Raw genomic sequence first — 15,564 nt, forward strand, 5'->3', positions numbered from 1 at the left:
CCCTGTGTCGTGGCTGCATCACTGCCGCCGCGGGGCGGGCGCGGCATGTCGCGTCATGGATCCGCGGCCGAATCCGGTTTACGGTTTTCCCGAAACAGACTTTCAGGAAACCCGAAAATGCCCGAAGATCTCGCCCCGTCCCTTGCCGCCGCCCCGGTCCTGGCCCCGAATGTCTATGACGCCGAGCCGATCCCCGCGGCCGCAAGGCAGGAGGTGGAGCGGCTTCTCGCCTCGGGCGACCTGTTCCGCTACACTTCCGACGCGGCGCCGGTGACCCTGCTGGAGCAGGACTTCGCGCAGATGATGGGCAGCACCTATGCGCTGGCCGTGGCGTCCTGCTCGGCCGCGCTGTTCCTGTCGATGAAGGCGCTGGATCTGCCGCGCGGCGCCAAGGTGCTTATCCCCGCCTTCACCTTCGCCGCCGTGCCCTCGGCGGTGGTCCATGCCGATTGCGTGCCGGTGCTGGTCGAGGTCGGCGCCGATTACCGCATCGACATGGCGGATTTCGCCGCGAAATTCACCGATGACATCGCCTGCGTGCTGATCTCGCACATGCGCGGCCATACCTCGGACATGGATGCGATCCTGGCGCTGGCCGGGGAGAAGGGCGTGCCGGTGATCGAGGATGCCGCGCATTCGCTGGGCACGCTCTGGCACGGCAAGAAGATCGGGACGCTGGGCCGCGTCGGCTGCTTCTCCTTCCAGTCCTACAAGATGCTGAATGCGGGCGAGGGCGGGATCCTCGTCACCGACGATCCGCAGGTGATCGCGCGCGCCGTCATCATGTCGGGCGCCTATGAACACAACTGGGCCAGGCACGGGCTCGTGGCGGAGATCGTCTCCGCGTGGCAGAACCGCCTGCCGCTCTACAACACGCGGCTCAACAACCTGTCGGCGGCGATCATCCGGCCGCAGCTGGACGAGCTGCCGCGCCGGGTCCGCGACGGGCTGCGCAACCATGATTACGTGGCGGCGCGGCTGAACCTGTCGCCCTGGCTGGACGTGCCGCCCTGCCTCGGCCCCGAGACGCGGGCGCCGGATTCGCTGCAGTTCAACCTCGCGGGGATGGACGAGGCGCAGGCGCGGGGCTTCATGGCGGCGGCGAAGGCGCGGGGCGTCGCGGTGCAGATCTTCGGGCTTTCCGAGGACAATGCGCGGGCCTTCTGGAACTGGCGGTTCCTCGGCGATCTGCCCGATCTGCCGAAGACGCGGGCGATGCTGATGTCGGCCTGCGACACGCGGCTGCCCGCGCGGCTGACCCTGCCGGAACTCGACCTGATCGCCGATGCGCTGGTCGCGGCCGCCGAAGAGGTCATGGGCTGATCCCCCGCACCGTCCTCCCCCGGCCTCGAGCCGGGGGCTCTCCCGGCCCGGGGCCGGGTGCCGATCCGTCTGGTCCGGCGCAGCATTTCAGGCAATGCGCCGCGCTTTTCCCGTCGCCGCGCGGAAGGGGGCTTACCCTGCCAGGGCGCGGCGGTAGAAATCGCCGATCCACTCCGCCGCGCGGGCGCTGTCCACCGGCTCGTCCGCGGCGGCCTCCGCCGCCTCCACCTGTCCCGGGGCGAAGATGCCCGTGTCGCGGCGCAGATCGACCAGCCCCAGCAGGCAGGCATTGGTCATCTCGGGATGGGTCTGCAGCGTCAGCACCCGGTCGCCGATCCGCATGGCCCCCACCGGCACGTCCTCGCCGGTGGCGATGATCTCGGCCCCCTCGGGCACTTCCACCACCTGGTCGCCATGCCAGGCATTCAGCGCCAGCCTGCCCAGCCCCTCGACCTCGTAGCTTTGCCGCCCGATCTTGATGCCGCCGGGATGCCGGATCACCCTGCCGCCGAAGGCCTGGGCGATGATCTGGTGGCCGAAGCAGATGCCGACCAGCGGCCTGCCCGCCGCGCGGATCTCGCGCAGGAAGGCCTCCAGCCGCGGGATGAAGGCGTGGTCCTCATAGGCGCCCAGCGGCGAGCCGGTCACCAGCCAGCCGTCGCAGGCCTCGACGCTGTCGGGGAATTCGCCGTCGACCACCGCCCAGACCGGCATGTCGAAGCCCTGCGGCCCGAGGAAGTCGCGGAACCACTCGGTATAGGTGCCGTGGGCGGTCTCGATGCTTTCGGCCACATGGCCGCATTTCAGGATCCCGATGCGCGGGCGGGGGGCAGTCATGGAAACACTCCGAAGCTCAGACGGCATCCATCAGGATCATCACCGTCTCGGCCGCGGAGAACCGGGCAAGCTGATGCTGTTCCTGACGTTTCACCGCCGACATAGTCTCGATCAGCGGCGCGGGGAAGATCCGGGCCATGCGCGGCGAGCCGGAAAACCGCTCGATCGCCGCGTCCCAGTCCATCGGGAATTGCAGCACCCGCTGGTCATAGGCCGATCCGATCACCGGCTCGGGCGGCGCCAGGTCGTCCTCGATCCCGGCAATGCCGCCGCCGAGGATCGCGGCCATCACCAGGTAGGGATTGGCATCGGCCCCGGCGGCGCGGTGCTCGATGCGCCGCTCGGCCGGATCGCCCGCGGGGATGCGCAGCGCGCAGGACCGGTTCTCGTAGCCCCAGCTGGCCGAGGTCGGCGCCAGGCTGCCGGGAACGAAGCGGGCATAGCTGGTCTCGTGCGGCGCGAAAAGCAGCGTCGCGCCGGGCAGGCAGGACAGGCCGCCCGCCACCGCCTGGCGCATCACCCCCGATCCCGCCAGAAGCCCGTTGTCGAAGACATTGCCCCCCGGGCCCTCGGCCCAGTAGCCGACATGAAGCCCGTTGCCCGGCTGGTCCTCGAAGGGCTTGGCCAGGAAACAGGCCGCCATGTCATGGGCCCGCGCAGTGCCCCGGATCAGCGCCTTCAGGAGCCACAGGTCATCGGCGGCGCGCATCGCGGGGGCAGGCGCCAGGGCAATGCGGAACTGCGCCAGCCCCGCGCCCGAGACGGTGTCGTCCAGCGCGATCCCCATCGCCTCGGCGCCGTCGTAGATGTCATCGAAGAAGGCGGCGAAGGCATCCAGCTGGGCGACGCTGCCCGCCTGCGAGGCGCGCAGCGGCCGGCCGCTGTCGGGGGCGAGGGCGGGGGCGAGGGCGGCGCCGGTATCATCGACCAGCATCACCTCGATCGCGGGGGCGGCGCGGGGCTTCCAGCCGCGCCGGTGCCAGCGCGCGATCACCGCCGCCAGGGCGTGGCGCGGGCAGGTGGGCGCGGGGCGGCCGTCATCGGCGAACATCCACATCGGGATCAGCGTGGAGGGCTGCACCAGCCAGGGCATGGGCACGGGCCCGCGCTCGGTCACGCGCATCTGCCCGTCGCCATCGGCGGGGCCGGTTTCCGCCGCATGGCCCAGCACGTCCAGCGACAGGGTCGATAGCGGCATGCGCAGCCCCTGGAACTCGATCCGGGCGGCGGCGCTTCCGGGCAGGCGCTTGCCGCGCATCTGCCCGTTCAGATCGGCGCAGGCGACGCGCAGCGCGGTGGTCTCCACCTCCATCTCAGCGCACCAGCTGCGGCCGGATGCGCAGGCGCGGGCGCTGCGACGGGGCGAGGTGGCGGTTCAGGCGTCGGTTCGCCGCCCCGAACAGCCCGATCACGCAGAGGGTCAGCATCACGAAATACCCCGCGACGATTGGATAGGGGATGAAGGGGTTGAAGGTCTTGTCGGCGAAATAGCTGGCATAATACAGCGCATCCCCCTGCTGCTGCCAGGCCGGGAAGCCCGAGAAGAAGACCAGCGTCGTGGCATGGAACAGGAAGATCGCCTCGTTGGTATAGGCGGGCCAGCCGAGCCGCAGCATCGTGGGGAAGGTCACGCGGCGGAATTTCTGGAACGGGCCCATGCCATAGGCCTCCGCCGCCTCCAGGTCGCCCTTCGGGATGGCGCGCAGCGCGCCGGTGAAGATCTCGGCGGAATAGGCGGAGGTGTTGAGGAACAGCACGATCAGCGCCCCCGCCCAGGCCTTGGTCAGCCAGCGCGTCTGGGCAGTGATCTCCACCAGCCCCAGATTGAACTCGATCCCCTCGCGCGGCAGCAGCACGAAGGCCTGGTAGGCGATGAAGAACTGGATGAACAGGGGGCTGCCGCGGAACACGAAGACGAACCAGTCGGCAGGCCGGCGCAGCAGCGGGTGGTCCGAGGTCCGGGCCACCGCCAGCAGCGTGGCGAAGCAGAATCCGAAGAGCAGCGCCAGCGCCCCGAAATAGACGTTCCAGATCAGCCCCGATCCGATCAGCACCACCTGGTCGCACAGCGTGAAGTCGCTGCGCGGCAGCAGGCGTTCGCCGATGCCGATCGCGCGCAGCCCGTAGGCCTCGATCACGCCCGCGCAGCTCATGCCGCCGCCTTTCTGTGCTTCTCGCCCGCCGCCGTCGCCTGGCCGAGGCTGAGCCGGTGCGACAGCCGGGCAAAGACCCGCTCGGACAGCGAGGTCAGCGCCAGGTAGAAGACCAGGAGCCCCAGGAAGTACCACAGACGCCAGTCGGGATGCGGATAGGCGAAGGTCGAGGTCTTGGACCCGCCCAGTTCGCGCGCCCAGTAGACGATGTCCTGCACGCCCAGCAGGAACAGAAGCGGCGTCGCCTTGACCAGGATCTGCCACAGGTTCGACAGGCCCGGCAGGGCATAGATCCACATCTGCGGCACGAGGATCCGCCAGACGGCCTGGGAATGGCTCATGCCATAGGCCTCGGCGGTTTCGATCTGGGCGCGCGGCACCGCCCGCATCGCCCCCGAGAGAACATTGGCGGCGAAGGCGCCGAAGACCACCGCGAAGGCCAGCACCGCCAGCGCGAAGCCATAGCTTTCATGCACCCATTGCGGCGCGGTGTTCAGCGGCAGCTTGGCCTCGGCGCAGACGAGAAAGTCGCTGCCCTGGCGCACCGGCTGGTCCCAGTCGGGGCATTTCGCCTTGTGGCGCAGCCATTCCAGCCCCTGGTCCAGCGCGATCGGCACGAAGAGGAAGAAGATGATGTCGGGAATGCCGCGCACCATCGAGGTATAGGCCGTCCCCAGCCAACGCAGCGGCGCCACGCGCGACCGCGAGGCCAGCGCGCCGAGAAAGCCGAAGGCCAGCGCCGCGGGCGCCGTGACCGCCAGCAGCAGCAGCACGGTGCCGAAGGACCAGTAGAAGGCGATCTGCTTGCCCGTGGTCAGGTAGCAGGCCATCCAGCGCAGGTCGTCCAGGGCGGAGGGGGCGGTGCAGAATTCGAACATCGCGACGGCGCGCCCGGGTCAGGCCCGGGCGCACATGGCTCCTCAGAAATCCGGGTCCATGCCGGGGAACCACTTCTCCAGAAGTTCGGCCATCTTGCCGTCCTCCTTCATCGAGGCCAGCGCGGCATCCATCTTCTCCTTCAGCTCCGTGTCGCTTTCGCGCAGGCCGATGCCGATGCCCTTGCCCAGCATCACGTCCTCGCCGATGAAGACCAGGTCCGGATCCTCCTCGACGATCGGCACGAGGAAGCCCTTGTCGGCCAGCACGGCATCGGCCTCGCCGTTGCGCACGGCGGCGACGGATTCATCGGGCGTGGCGAATTCCACCAGGGTCGCGCCGCTTTCGGCGACATGGGTGGCCTGGATGGTGGCGGCCTGCGCGGCAACCACGGCCGAGGTCACGTCGATCTCGTCCAGCCCGGCATAGGCGGAGGGGTCGGGCGGGTAATAGGCCTGGGTGAAGTCGATGACCTCGTCGCGCTCGTCGGTGATCGACATGCCCGCCGCGATGGCGTCGTAATTGCCCGAGACGAGGTTGGGGATGATGCTGTCCCAGTCGTTGGTGACCCATTCGCAGGTCAGCTCCGCGCGGGCGCAGACCTCGTTGGCCACGTCGATGTCGTAGCCGTCCACCTCGTTGGCATCGTTGATGAAGTTATACGGAGGATAGGCGCCCTCCGTGCCGATCCGCACGACGTCCTGCGCGGCGGCCATCCCGGCCGTGGCGGTCAGAAGGACCGTGCCCAGAAGCAGCTTTTTCATGGAAGTCTCCCTGTTTGTCTTTCTCGGGGTCTCAGGCGGCGGTCGCGGCCAGGAACTGGCGCAGCCGTTCGGATCTGGGCGCGGAGAAGAGCTGCGCGGGCGGCCCTTCCTCCTCGATCAGGCCCTTGTGAAGGAACACGACATGGTCCGAGATGTCGCGCGCCATGCGCATGTCATGGGTGACCAGCATCATCGTGCGGCCCTCGTCGGCAAGGTCGCGGATCACGCGGACCACCTCCTGCTCCAGCTCGGGATCGAGCGCCGAGGTCGGTTCGTCGAAGAGAAGCGCCCGCGGCCGCATGGCCAGGGCCCGGGCGATGGCGGCGCGCTGCTGCTGGCCGCCGGACATCTGCGCGGGGTAGACGTCGCACTTGTCGCCGATTCCCACCCGCTCCAGCAGGGCGCGGGCGCGCGCCTCCACCTCGGCGCGGTCCTCGCCCAGCACGGTCAGCGGGCATTCCATCACGTTCTGCAGCACCGTCATATGCGCCCAGAGGTTGAACTGCTGGAACACCATGGACAGGCTGGTGCGCACCCGGCGGATCTGTTTCGCATCGGCGGGACGGCGCGCCGCGCCATGGCCCCGCCAGGCGATCGGCTCGCCCTCGAAGAGGATCTCGCCCTGCTGGCTGTCCTCCAGAAGGTTGCAGCAGCGCAGCAGCGTCGACTTGCCGGATCCCGAGGACCCGATCAGCGACACGACATGGCCCCGCTCGGCCCGCAGAGAGACGCCCTTCAGCACTTCCAGCGGCCCGTAGGCCTTGTGCAATTCCCTGATCTCGATGACCGGCGTTTCGCTCACGCGCTGACTCCTGTGGCCCGCGCCCATTTACGTCAGCCTTGGGACAATTGCGCAAGGGCCGGAATGGTGGCCGTGGCGGAAATTCCGGGCAGGTGCCGCTTTGCCGGGCACAAGCCGGTGCGCCGAGCGGCGGGGAGGGGGCCGCACCGTGCCGCGGCGGCCCGGGCGCCGCCCGGCCGGGGGTCAGAGGCGGCGTTCGACGCGTTGCCGGGCCAGCGCGCTGTCGCGGTCGTTCACGCCGAGGAAGTTCGCCACCATGCGCAGCAGGGCATCTTCCTCGTCATCGCGCGCGCCATCGGCCAGCACGACCTCCCACAAAGCCTCCATCACCCTTTCGCGGTCCTCATAGGCGACGCCGTCCTTGATCGCGCGGGTGAAGCGCACCGTGTCCGGTGCCTGCCGCTCCAGTTCCTCGGCATCGCCGCGCAGCCGCGCGGCCTCGAAGGGCGACAGCCCGTATTGCCGCGCCAGCACCCTGTCGATGCGCGCGACCTCGATCTCGGCATATTCGCCATCGGAGCGGGCGACCCGCACGAGAAGCGCCGCCAGCGCCAGCCGCGCATCGGGCTCGGGCAGGCGCGCGGGCGCCGGGTCGAGCAGGGATTTGAGCAGATCACCGAACATGGGAGTGACCTAAGGCCTTTGCCCGTCGCCGCCAAGGGCGTTTCCGCGCCATGGCCCCCGGGGCGCCCTCCGTTACCGTCACTTAACCTTGAGAACAGGTCGCGATAGGCAGCGGCGCCCCGGCCATGCCATTGCGGAGACAGGTGCAACTGGGGGTGGCATGATGCAGCATTCATCGATTCGGTTTCTGGCATGCGGGGCCTTCGCCTGGGGGCTGGCGGCTGTCCCGGCCGGGGCGGCGCCGCTGCAATGGGCGCAGAACGGTCATTACTATGAACTGGTCGCGGGCGATTTCAGCTTCCATGATGCGCTGGCGGCGGCGGCGGCGCGGTCGCATGAGGGTCTGGCCGGGCATCTGGCCACGGTCACCACGGCGGCGGAATGGGCGTTCCTGGACACGATCCTCAACCCGGCCGGGGTGACCGCCTGGCTGGGTGGTTCGGATGCCGCTGCGGAAGGAACCTGGGAATGGGTGGCAGGCCCCGAGGCGGGCCTGGCCTTCTGGCAGGGCGATCCCTCCGGGGCGGCCCGCAACGGGCTTTTCGCGGGTTGGAATCCGGGCGAGCCCAACAACCTGAATGACGAGGACTACCTGCTGGGATGGTACGGCGCGGGCTGGAACGACATCGGCATCGATGATCGCCGCGCCATGCTGGTGGAATATTCGATTCCCGCCGCCGTGCCGCTGCCTGCGGGGGTGATCCTTCTTGCCGGGGGGCTGGGCGCGCTGGTGCTGCTGCGCCGCCGGGGCTGATCCGGGGCCCCCGCATGCGCCCCGCAGGGGCCGGGCATGGAAGGCCATGCTTGCCGGAAACGGATGGATGCCCTAGCGTCAGGATGTTTCGGTCAAGGTCATTCCGCGGGGGAGAAGATGGAAATTCTCGAAGGCGCCCTGGCGTTTTCGGTGGTGATGATCGTGCTGGCGACGGTCGTCACTGGAATTACCGAGGCCTGGCTCCGGGCCCGGCGCAAGCGCCAGGCGATGCTGGCCGACGCGCTGTGCCAGATGGTGCTGGACCTGTCCGCCAAGCCGGGCGACGGCAATGTCTTCTGGCTGCAGGCCCGGCCCGAGGGATGGCCGGTGCGGCTGGTGGACGAACTGACCTACAACACGACGCTGGGCCCGATGGAGATGTACCGGGCGCCGCCGGGATGGGCCGCGCGCCTGATGCACGCGCTGCGCGACCTTCTGGGCGCCACCTGGTATGCCGCGCTGCACCCGGGGGCCGCCGCGTCCCGTCAGGGGCTCAGCCATGCGGCCCGGCGCAAGGCCGCGGCGGCGCGGCAGGCGGGGGAGGGCGCGATGGCGAAGGAGGCGGTAGAGCCGGGGCTGTGCCTGCCGCATCGCTGCCGCATCGACCAGCTGACCCCCGAGGGCTTTGCCCGGCGGCTGGCGCGCAACCCCGATTACCGCGACCGGATCGTCACGGCGCAGGACTGGGAGGCGGCGCTGCGCGGTTTCCTGAAATACCAGGCCCTGACCCATGAGAGGTTCCGCAAATACGCCGCCACCGCGGCGCTGGTCGTGGCGCTCGGCGTGGCCGTGGTGTTCAACATCAATGCCGGGCGGGTCTTTCTCTATGTCATGCAGGATGACAGCGCCCGCGAGGCGCTGATCGACTCCGCGCCCGAGATCGACGCGCTCTATCACAGCTACCTGGAACGGCTGGCGGCCAGTTCCGACCCGGCCCAGCGGGATGCGCTGGAACGGCAGGTGGAGGCGATGCGCGGCTTCTACGGCGAGACGATCGGCCGGATGACCGAGGCGCAGTCCCTGCCGGTGGGCTTCGACTACTACCCGCATTGCCGCTTGCTGGGCGCGGCCGCACCGGCCTGCGACAGCAGCATCGGCGATACGGACCGGCCGGTGATCTGGCTGGCCAATGTGGTGATCGCAGGCTTCCTGATCGGGCTGGGCGGGCCGTTCTGGTACAAGGTCTTCGACGGGCTGTCGCGCCTGTCGCGGATGCTTGGCCGGGGGGCGAGCCCCGCGGTCGATCCCGAATTGCTGGGCAGCAACGGCGATATCGGCGCGGGGGTGAAGCCCCGCACCGAGCGCGAGACCATCCGCGACGCGGTGGAGGCGGCGCTGGATGAACGCCGCCTGCTGGGATGGGGCGAGGCCTAGCAGCGGCGGCAGACGCGGGGATCCGCGCATGGCGGCCCCCCGCCCGAGGCGCGACTCTGGACAAAGGCCGGGTTATCGTGTGGTATCAGAAGATGCAGGGGACCAGCCGCGGGCGTCCTGCGGTGTCTTGAGGTCCGGCTGTCGCGACCCGGTCCGCAGCGTCCCCGTGCCGCAATGCCATTGGATGCGGGTCCCGCCGGGACGCGACGCGGGGGGCTCAAGACCCATCGGCGAAAGCGATAAGTCGGTCGGCATCTGTTCATAAATTATGGACAGTTCGTCCTTGCCACCATAGATTGAATGGGCCGAACGCAGAAATTCGGATCGGCTTCAGGGGGCTGAAACATGAATGTCATCGCGCCGATCTTCGGCGGAACGTCCGATTCCCTTCACATGCGCATCAACCGCGCCCGCGAACGCGTCGTGGCGCCGATCCGCGCCTTTGCCGCGCGGTCGCATCTCACGGAACAGCAATGGCGCATCCTGACGGTCCTGGAGGAGCAGGGTCCGATGGATGCCACCCGCCTGTCCGAGCAATGCGGTCTGCTTCTGCCCAGCCAGACGCGGATCATCCAGACGCTGATGGAAAAGGCGCTGGTCTCGCGCTGCCGCGACCTGCGCGACCGGCGCCGCCAGACCCTGGCGATCACCGATGCCGGACGCGCGGTGGTGTCCGATCACGCGGAGGATCTGGCCATGCTGTCGGCGCGCATCGAGTCCCGGCTGGGGCGCAAGAGACTAGCGACGCTGATCGAACTGCTGGACGAACTGGAACGGATCTGAGCCCTCGGGCCGCGCCCCGGCGCGGCCCGAGGGCGGGGCTCAGGACCCGGCCGGGCGGGCGGTCAGCGCGATATCGACCCGCACCGCGAAGCCCAGCGATCCCTCATCGGGGTGATTTGCCGTGCCGATGCCGAAATCGCGCCGGTCCAGCGTCACCGAGCCTGTCGCCCGTGCGGCGCCATCCTGCATCGCCAGCGTGAAGGGAAGCTCCACGGGAACCTGCCGGCCTTTCAGCTCCAGCGTCCCGCGCGCGAGGTAGCTGCCATCTTCCAGCCGCTCCAGCCCGGCCTCGAAGACCGCCTCGGGGAACCCGGAGGCATCGAAGAATTCCGCGCCCCTGGCCTGTTCCGTGACGGTCCCGAGCGTCAGGCTGGGCACCGAGATGCGGATGACTGCATCCCCCGCCGGGCCGGGGCCCGCTTCCGGGTCGAAGGAGATGACGGCGGTCCAGTCGGCGAAGCGCCCGGTGACGTCGGATCCGAACTGGTGCACGGTGATCTCCAGGCTGCCGTCTTCGACGGTCCAGTCGCTGGCGGCCTGTTCCAGGGCGGGCGCGGCCGGGCTGCCGCCCGGGACCGGCCGGGCCCCGTTCAGCCCGACCGCCACGGCCACGGCCCAGACCGCCAGCGCCGCCGCCGCCGCAGGCAGGTGCCGATGCGCGGCCTGCGGCGCGGCGACGGCAACCCGCCCGGGCAGCATCCGCCGCAGCGTCGCGTCGCGGTCGATCAGGTGATGTTTCAGCGCGCCGGCCACATGCAGCCCGACCGCCCCCAGCAGCAGCCAGGCAAAGACCGAATGCAGGCTGCCGAACAGCGCCGAGACGGCGGGACTTTTCGGCACCAGCGGCAGCGACTGGCCGAAGGGCCACCAGATCGGCGCGAAGCCCTCGGTCGCGGCATGGTCGATCCAGCCCGCCAGCGGAACCGCCACCAATGCGCCGTAGAGCACCCAGTGCACCGTTTCGGCGGCCAGGCTTTCCAGCCGCCGCTCGGGATGCAGAAGCGCCGGGCGCGGCTGTCCCAGCGCCCAGAGGATGCGCGCCAGCGCCACGAAGAACAGCGTCACGCCCAAGGTCTTGTGCAGCGAGAACAGCGTGGCCTTGGTCGCCAGCGCCGCGGCGCTGTCATAGGGCCAGGCATGGGCGACATAGCCCAGCGGCCAGAGCGAGAGGATCAGAAGCGCGGTCAGCCAGTGGAAGGTCTTGGCGACGCTGCCATAGCTGTGCCGCGTGTTTCTCGGCGGGGATGCGGGCATGGGAGGCTCCGGGATGGGTTGCTGTCCTGCCCCTGCATAGCCCGCGGCGCGCCGCCGCCCAATCCGGCACCGGCGCACATCCCCCCTGCGCGCCTGCCTGCCGCGCGGCGGTCACAGCCCCGGGATGGTCAGGAACAAGAGCCCGTTGATGGTCAGCAGCGACAGCACCGTGGCCAGGACCTGCGCGGCGGAGGCCAGCGTCTCGCCGCCATGGCGCGCGGCGAACAGGGTGAAGATGGTGAACATCGGCACCCCCGCATACAGCACCCCGCCGATCACCGTCGCATGGTCCAGCCCCGGCAGCGCCGAAAGCACCAGCCAGACCGCCAGCGGATGCGCCACCAGCTTGGCCAGGGTGATCACCGCCGAGGGCAGGCCCGCGCCGCGGATGTCCTCATGCGCGATGAAGCCGCCCACAAGCATCAGCGACATGACCGGGGCGGCGGTGACGATCATCGACATGCTGCGCGCCAGCGGCTCCGGCGGCTCGATCCCCGTCACCGAGACGGCAAGCCCGGCGACCAGGGCGATCATCAGCGGAGAGCGCGCCATGCCCGCCAGAACGGCCCTGAGCGCATGCAGGAAGCTGGCGCTGCGGGTCTCGATGCTTTCGGCCAGCGAGACGCAGAGCGGGATGACGATCATGTTCTCGGCCAGCAGGATCCAGGCGAAGATCGTCGCCGCACGGTCCGGCCCCAGCGCGATCGCGGCCACGGGCAGGCCGAAGAAGGCGCTGTTGGAACTGCCGCAGCCCAGGCCCAGGATCACCGCGCGGCCCGGCGGATGGCCGAAGGCGCGCATCATCGCCAGCGCCATCGCCGCGATGAGCAGGAGCGAGCCGGCGGAATAGCCCGCCACGAAGCGCCAGTTCAGCGCCATCAGCGCCCCCGGCTTCGACACGGCGGCGAAGATCAGCACCGGCAGGCAGACCTTCAGCGCGAACTGTCCGACCCCGCCCAGGTTCTCGGGCGGCAGGTAGCCTGATCGGACCACCGCGAACCCGGCGGAGATCAGCAGATAGAGCGGCACGGCAAGGAGGAAGACGTCCAGCATCAGGACGGCATCGCGGATCGGGCGGGGGAGGTCATCGGAGGTCTCGCTTGGCTGACTGTGCCAGCGGTATCACCCGGCGCCGGTCGGGGTCGATGCGGCGCATCGGGCCCCGGTACGGGATCCCGGCAGGGGGGCGGGCTGCGGATTGCAACCGGCGGCGGCATTGGCTATGCGGCTTGCCAGACTTATTGACGCAAGACCGACAAGCTGGAGGGCACGCCATGGCGCGCGCATATGTGTTTCCGGGGCAGGGTGCCCAGACCATCGGCATGGGCCGTGCGCTGGCAGAGGCCTATCCCGGCGCGAAAGCCGTGTTCGACGAGGTCGACGAGGCCCTGGGCGAGAAGCTTTCCGCGCTGATCTGGGAGGGCGAGATCGCCGATCTGACCCTGACGCAGAATGCCCAGCCCGCGCTGATGGCCTGTTCGCTGGCCGCCGTGCGCGCGCTGGAGGCCGAGGGCTGGCAGATCGGCTCGGGCGCCTATGTGGCGGGGCATTCGCTGGGCGAATACTCGGCCCTGGCCGCTGCGGGCGCGCTGAGCGTGGCCGATACCGCGCGGCTGCTGCGCGCGCGCGGGGCGGCGATGCAGGCGGCCGTGCCGGTGGGCGTGGGCGCGATGGCGGCGCTGCTGGGCCTGGATTTCGCCGCCGCCGCCGCGGTGGCCGCCGAGGCCGCCGAGGGCGAGGTCTGCCAGGCTGCCAATGACAACGATCCGGGCCAGGTCGTGGTCTCGGGCCACAAGGCGGCGGTGGAGCGCGCCGTGGAGATCGCCAAGACCCGCGGCGCCAAGCGCGCCGTGATGCTGCCCGTCTCCGCCCCCTTCCACTGCGCGCTGATGCAGCCCGCCGCCGAGGTGATGGAGGCGCGTCTGGCCGAGGTGGAAATCGCCGCCCCGGTCATCCCGGTGGTGCAGAACACGCTGACCCTGGCGGTGTCGGACCCGGTGACGATCCGCGCCGAACTGGTGCGGCAGGTCACGGGCTCGGTCCGCTGGCGCGAGAGCATCGCCTGGATGGCGGCGCAGGGCGTCGACGAGATCTGGGAAATCGGCGCGGGCAAGGCGCTCTCGGGCATGATCCGCCGCATCGATCGCGGCCTGGCCTGCAAGGCCGTCGGCACGCCAGGCGACGTCAAATCGGTGCTGGCGGAGGCCTGAGCCCCCGCCCGGCGGGCCCCGGCCGGGCCCGCCCGCAACTCAGCCGCGGCCCCGTCGGGCCAGGCGCAGCGCCCCCATCAGCCCCGCGCCGCTCATCAGCAGCCAGGCGCTTGCCGGCAGGGGGATGGGCGCGACGGGGGCAGAGGTCAGCTGGAAGGTCTGGCGCTGCCCGACCAGGTCGATCCCCAGCAGGTTGTCCGAGACGATCGAGATCGAGTTGTCGGTCCAGCTGATCGTGTTGCCGGTATCGATCCCGGCGATCTGCGAGACGCCGGTGATGACCTCGCCGCCCTGCAGGTCGAGCCCGCCGATCAGCCAGTCCGCCGTTCCGTCGAAGCCCGCGCTCAGCGGGATGTTCAGGTCCGCTGCCGGAAATGGCAGGTCGACGGTGATGGCCGGGGTGATGTCGAAGACCAGCTCGAACGTATCCGCCGAGATCCAGTCCACCCCCAGCACGCCCAGCACGATATCCGTCGTCAGCAGCCCGGCGACATCGACATCGAGGATCGTGTAGGCCATGCCCAGATCGAACACCTCGCCGGAATTGGGGTAATTCACCGTGCCGCCATTGGTGACGCCGACCGAGACCGGCAGGCCGGGCAGCAATTCGTTGAGGCCGATCAATTCCGAATAGGCACTGAAGCCCGATCCGTCGACCACGCCGGCCCTTGCCTCGGTCGAGAGAATGGCCGGGGCCGCCGCGAGGCAGCCGGCCAGCAGAATGGGTGATGCGCGCATCATGTCTCTCCTCCCTGGGTTTCGAAAAAAGAAGGCAATGGTTACGCACGACATTGCGGGGGGCATGCGGCGGGCCGCGGGCGGCGGCGCCATCGGGATGCCCGTCCTCCCCGGATCCTAGCCCGGGCTCCGGCGACGTGTCTTCTATACATTCGGATAGAAAACTATTTGAATAAGTATACCGAATGTGTGTGCGGAAACGGTCCGGCGCGCAGGCGGGGCGCCGCGCGCGACGGGGCCGGGGCGGCGCCGAGAGGGATTGCACCCCTGCCGCCCGTTGCGCTACCCCGTCCCCCGATGTGACAAGAGGGGCATAGGACGACCATGTTCGACCTGACAGGCAAGACGGCGCTGGTGACCGGCGCTTCGGGGGGGATCGGCGCGGAGATCGCGCGCGCGCTCCACGGCGCGGGGGCCACGGTGGGGCTTTCCGGCACGCGGGTGGAGCCGCTGGAGGCGCTGGCTGCCGAGCTGGGCGGGCGGGCGCATGTCCTGCCCTGCAACCTTTCGGATCCCGAGGCGGTGACGGCCCTTCCGAAACAGGCCGCCGAGGCGATGGGATCGGTCGACATCCTGGTCAACAATGCCGGCATCACCCGCGACAACCTGTTCATGCGGATGTCGGACGAGGAATGGGCCGGCGTGATCGAGGTCAACCTGACCTCCACGATGCGCCTGTGCAAGGGCGTGCTGCGCGGCATGATGAAGGCGCGCTGGGGCCGGATCATCAACATTTCCTCGATCGTCGGCGCGACCGGCAATCCCGGGCAGGGCAATTACGCCGCCGCCAAGGCGGGGATGATCGGCATGGGCAAGTCGCTGGCCTACGAGGTCGCCAGCCGCGGCATCACGGTGAACGCGGTGGCGCCGGGCTTCATCGCCACGGCCATGACCGACAAGCTGAATGACGAGCAGAAGGGCGCCATCATGGGCCAGATCCCGGCGGGCCGCATGGGCAGCCCCGAGGAGATCGCGGCCGCCGTCCTGTACCTGGCAAGCCCCGAGTCGGGCTATGTCACCGGTGCCACGCTGCATGTGAATGGCGGCATGGCGATGCTCTGAGGCCCTGCGC

General features: G+C 69.6%; 16 protein-coding genes. 6 read left to right on the forward strand and 10 right to left on the reverse strand.

Annotated features, from left to right (window positions below; genetic code table 11):
• The first annotated feature begins 117 nt into the window (after positions 1-117).
• Positions 118-1,323, forward strand: a complete 1,206-nt coding sequence (locus ICN82_RS01785; RefSeq protein WP_193179119.1) for a DegT/DnrJ/EryC1/StrS family aminotransferase — start codon at positions 118-120, stop codon at positions 1,321-1,323.
• Between the two features lie 132 nt (positions 1,324-1,455).
• Here the strand turns inward: ICN82_RS01785 and ICN82_RS01790 are convergent, their stop codons facing one another.
• The 7 genes from ICN82_RS01790 to ICN82_RS01820 all read right to left on the reverse strand — a co-directional run bounded on the left by ICN82_RS01790 (position 1,456) and on the right by ICN82_RS01820 (position 7,379).
• Positions 1,456-2,160, reverse strand: coding sequence for a type 1 glutamine amidotransferase (locus tag ICN82_RS01790; protein WP_226898214.1), 705 nt, complete (start codon positions 2,158-2,160; stop codon positions 1,456-1,458).
• A gap of 16 nt (positions 2,161-2,176) precedes the next feature.
• On the reverse strand, positions 2,177-3,472 hold the full coding sequence (locus tag ICN82_RS01795; RefSeq protein ID WP_193179120.1) for a glutamine synthetase family protein: 1,296 nt from the start codon (positions 3,470-3,472) through the stop codon (positions 2,177-2,179).
• 1 nt (position 3,473) lies between these two features.
• Positions 3,474-4,313, reverse strand: a complete 840-nt coding sequence (locus tag ICN82_RS01800; RefSeq protein WP_193179121.1) for an ABC transporter permease — start codon at positions 4,311-4,313, stop codon at positions 3,474-3,476.
• Positions 4,310-5,191, reverse strand: a complete 882-nt coding sequence (locus ICN82_RS01805) for an ABC transporter permease (protein ID WP_193179122.1) — start codon at positions 5,189-5,191, stop codon at positions 4,310-4,312. The genes ICN82_RS01800 and ICN82_RS01805 overlap by 4 nt, the downstream gene beginning before the upstream one ends.
• Before the next feature lie 42 nt (positions 5,192-5,233).
• Positions 5,234-5,953, reverse strand: coding sequence for a transporter substrate-binding domain-containing protein (locus ICN82_RS01810; RefSeq protein WP_193179123.1), 720 nt, complete (start codon positions 5,951-5,953; stop codon positions 5,234-5,236).
• A gap of 31 nt (positions 5,954-5,984) precedes the next feature.
• Positions 5,985-6,782: an ABC transporter ATP-binding protein gene (locus tag ICN82_RS01815; protein ID WP_193179124.1), complete on the reverse strand. Its 798-nt coding sequence runs from the start codon at positions 6,780-6,782 to the stop codon at positions 5,985-5,987.
• A 156-nt stretch (positions 6,783-6,938) separates the two neighbouring features.
• On the reverse strand, positions 6,939-7,379 hold the full coding sequence (locus ICN82_RS01820) for a tellurite resistance TerB family protein (RefSeq protein ID WP_193179125.1): 441 nt from the start codon (positions 7,377-7,379) through the stop codon (positions 6,939-6,941).
• A 160-nt stretch (positions 7,380-7,539) separates the two neighbouring features.
• On the opposite strand from ICN82_RS01820, the gene ICN82_RS01825 reads away from it, so the two are divergent.
• The 3 genes from ICN82_RS01825 to ICN82_RS01835 all read left to right on the forward strand — a co-directional run bounded on the left by ICN82_RS01825 (position 7,540) and on the right by ICN82_RS01835 (position 10,290).
• A complete protein-coding gene (locus tag ICN82_RS01825) occupies positions 7,540-8,133 on the forward strand; it encodes a VPLPA-CTERM sorting domain-containing protein (protein WP_193179200.1) in 594 nt (197 codons plus the stop codon).
• Positions 8,134-8,250: 117 nt separating this feature from the next.
• On the forward strand, positions 8,251-9,507 hold the full coding sequence (locus tag ICN82_RS01830) for a hypothetical protein (RefSeq protein WP_193179126.1): 1,257 nt from the start codon (positions 8,251-8,253) through the stop codon (positions 9,505-9,507).
• Between the two features lie 345 nt (positions 9,508-9,852).
• Entirely contained in the window at positions 9,853-10,290 is a 438-nt protein-coding gene (locus tag ICN82_RS01835; protein WP_193179127.1) for a MarR family transcriptional regulator, read from the forward strand.
• A gap of 39 nt (positions 10,291-10,329) precedes the next feature.
• On the opposite strand, the gene ICN82_RS01840 is transcribed toward ICN82_RS01835, so the two are convergent.
• Both ICN82_RS01840 and ICN82_RS01845 read right to left on the reverse strand, forming a co-directional pair.
• On the reverse strand, positions 10,330-11,544 hold the full coding sequence (locus ICN82_RS01840; RefSeq protein ID WP_193179128.1) for a cytochrome b/b6 domain-containing protein: 1,215 nt from the start codon (positions 11,542-11,544) through the stop codon (positions 10,330-10,332).
• A 111-nt stretch (positions 11,545-11,655) separates the two neighbouring features.
• Positions 11,656-12,597, reverse strand: a complete 942-nt coding sequence (locus ICN82_RS01845) for an AEC family transporter (RefSeq protein WP_193179129.1) — start codon at positions 12,595-12,597, stop codon at positions 11,656-11,658.
• A gap of 221 nt (positions 12,598-12,818) precedes the next feature.
• On the opposite strand from ICN82_RS01845, the gene fabD reads away from it, so the two are divergent.
• Positions 12,819-13,754, forward strand: coding sequence for an ACP S-malonyltransferase (fabD, locus tag ICN82_RS01850; RefSeq protein WP_193179130.1), 936 nt, complete (start codon positions 12,819-12,821; stop codon positions 13,752-13,754).
• Positions 13,755-13,793: 39 nt separating this feature from the next.
• Here the strand turns inward: fabD and ICN82_RS01855 are convergent, their stop codons facing one another.
• Complete coding sequence (locus tag ICN82_RS01855) at positions 13,794-14,492, reverse strand: hypothetical protein (RefSeq protein WP_193179131.1); 699 nt, start codon at positions 14,490-14,492, stop codon at positions 13,794-13,796.
• A 324-nt stretch (positions 14,493-14,816) separates the two neighbouring features.
• Here ICN82_RS01855 and fabG point away from each other — a divergent pair, with 324 nt between their 5' ends.
• Entirely contained in the window at positions 14,817-15,554 is a 738-nt protein-coding gene (gene fabG / locus ICN82_RS01860) for a 3-oxoacyl-[acyl-carrier-protein] reductase (RefSeq protein ID WP_193179132.1), read from the forward strand.
• Positions 15,555-15,564: the final 10 nt, after the last annotated feature.

The sequence above is a fragment of the Mangrovicoccus algicola genome (assembly GCF_014903745.1).
Taxonomy (GTDB): Bacteria; Pseudomonadota; Alphaproteobacteria; order Rhodobacterales; family Rhodobacteraceae; genus Mangrovicoccus; species Mangrovicoccus algicola.

Excerpts from the sequence above, each read along its gene's own strand:
- ICN82_RS01785 (WP_193179119.1), top strand. The coding sequence starts at position 118 with ATGCCCGAAGATCTCGCCCCGTCCCTTGCCGCCGCCCCGGTCCTGGCC.
- ICN82_RS01790 (WP_226898214.1), bottom strand. The coding sequence starts at position 2,160 with ATGACTGCCCCCCGCCCGCGCATCGGGATCCTGAAATGCGGCCATGTG.
- ICN82_RS01795 (WP_193179120.1), bottom strand. The coding sequence starts at position 3,472 with ATGGAGGTGGAGACCACCGCGCTGCGCGTCGCCTGCGCCGATCTGAAC.
- ICN82_RS01800 (WP_193179121.1), bottom strand. The coding sequence starts at position 4,313 with ATGAGCTGCGCGGGCGTGATCGAGGCCTACGGGCTGCGCGCGATCGGC.
- ICN82_RS01805 (WP_193179122.1), bottom strand. The coding sequence starts at position 5,191 with ATGTTCGAATTCTGCACCGCCCCCTCCGCCCTGGACGACCTGCGCTGG.
- ICN82_RS01810 (WP_193179123.1), bottom strand. The coding sequence starts at position 5,953 with ATGAAAAAGCTGCTTCTGGGCACGGTCCTTCTGACCGCCACGGCCGGG.
- ICN82_RS01815 (WP_193179124.1), bottom strand. The coding sequence starts at position 6,782 with ATGGGCGCGGGCCACAGGAGTCAGCGCGTGAGCGAAACGCCGGTCATC.
- ICN82_RS01820 (WP_193179125.1), bottom strand. The coding sequence starts at position 7,379 with ATGTTCGGTGATCTGCTCAAATCCCTGCTCGACCCGGCGCCCGCGCGC.
- ICN82_RS01825 (WP_193179200.1), top strand. The coding sequence starts at position 7,540 with ATGATGCAGCATTCATCGATTCGGTTTCTGGCATGCGGGGCCTTCGCC.
- ICN82_RS01830 (WP_193179126.1), top strand. The coding sequence starts at position 8,251 with ATGGAAATTCTCGAAGGCGCCCTGGCGTTTTCGGTGGTGATGATCGTG.
- ICN82_RS01835 (WP_193179127.1), top strand. The coding sequence starts at position 9,853 with ATGAATGTCATCGCGCCGATCTTCGGCGGAACGTCCGATTCCCTTCAC.
- ICN82_RS01840 (WP_193179128.1), bottom strand. The coding sequence starts at position 11,544 with ATGCCCGCATCCCCGCCGAGAAACACGCGGCACAGCTATGGCAGCGTC.
- ICN82_RS01845 (WP_193179129.1), bottom strand. The coding sequence starts at position 12,597 with ATGCTGGACGTCTTCCTCCTTGCCGTGCCGCTCTATCTGCTGATCTCC.
- fabD (WP_193179130.1), top strand. The coding sequence starts at position 12,819 with ATGGCGCGCGCATATGTGTTTCCGGGGCAGGGTGCCCAGACCATCGGC.
- ICN82_RS01855 (WP_193179131.1), bottom strand. The coding sequence starts at position 14,492 with ATGCGCGCATCACCCATTCTGCTGGCCGGCTGCCTCGCGGCGGCCCCG.
- fabG (WP_193179132.1), top strand. The coding sequence starts at position 14,817 with ATGTTCGACCTGACAGGCAAGACGGCGCTGGTGACCGGCGCTTCGGGG.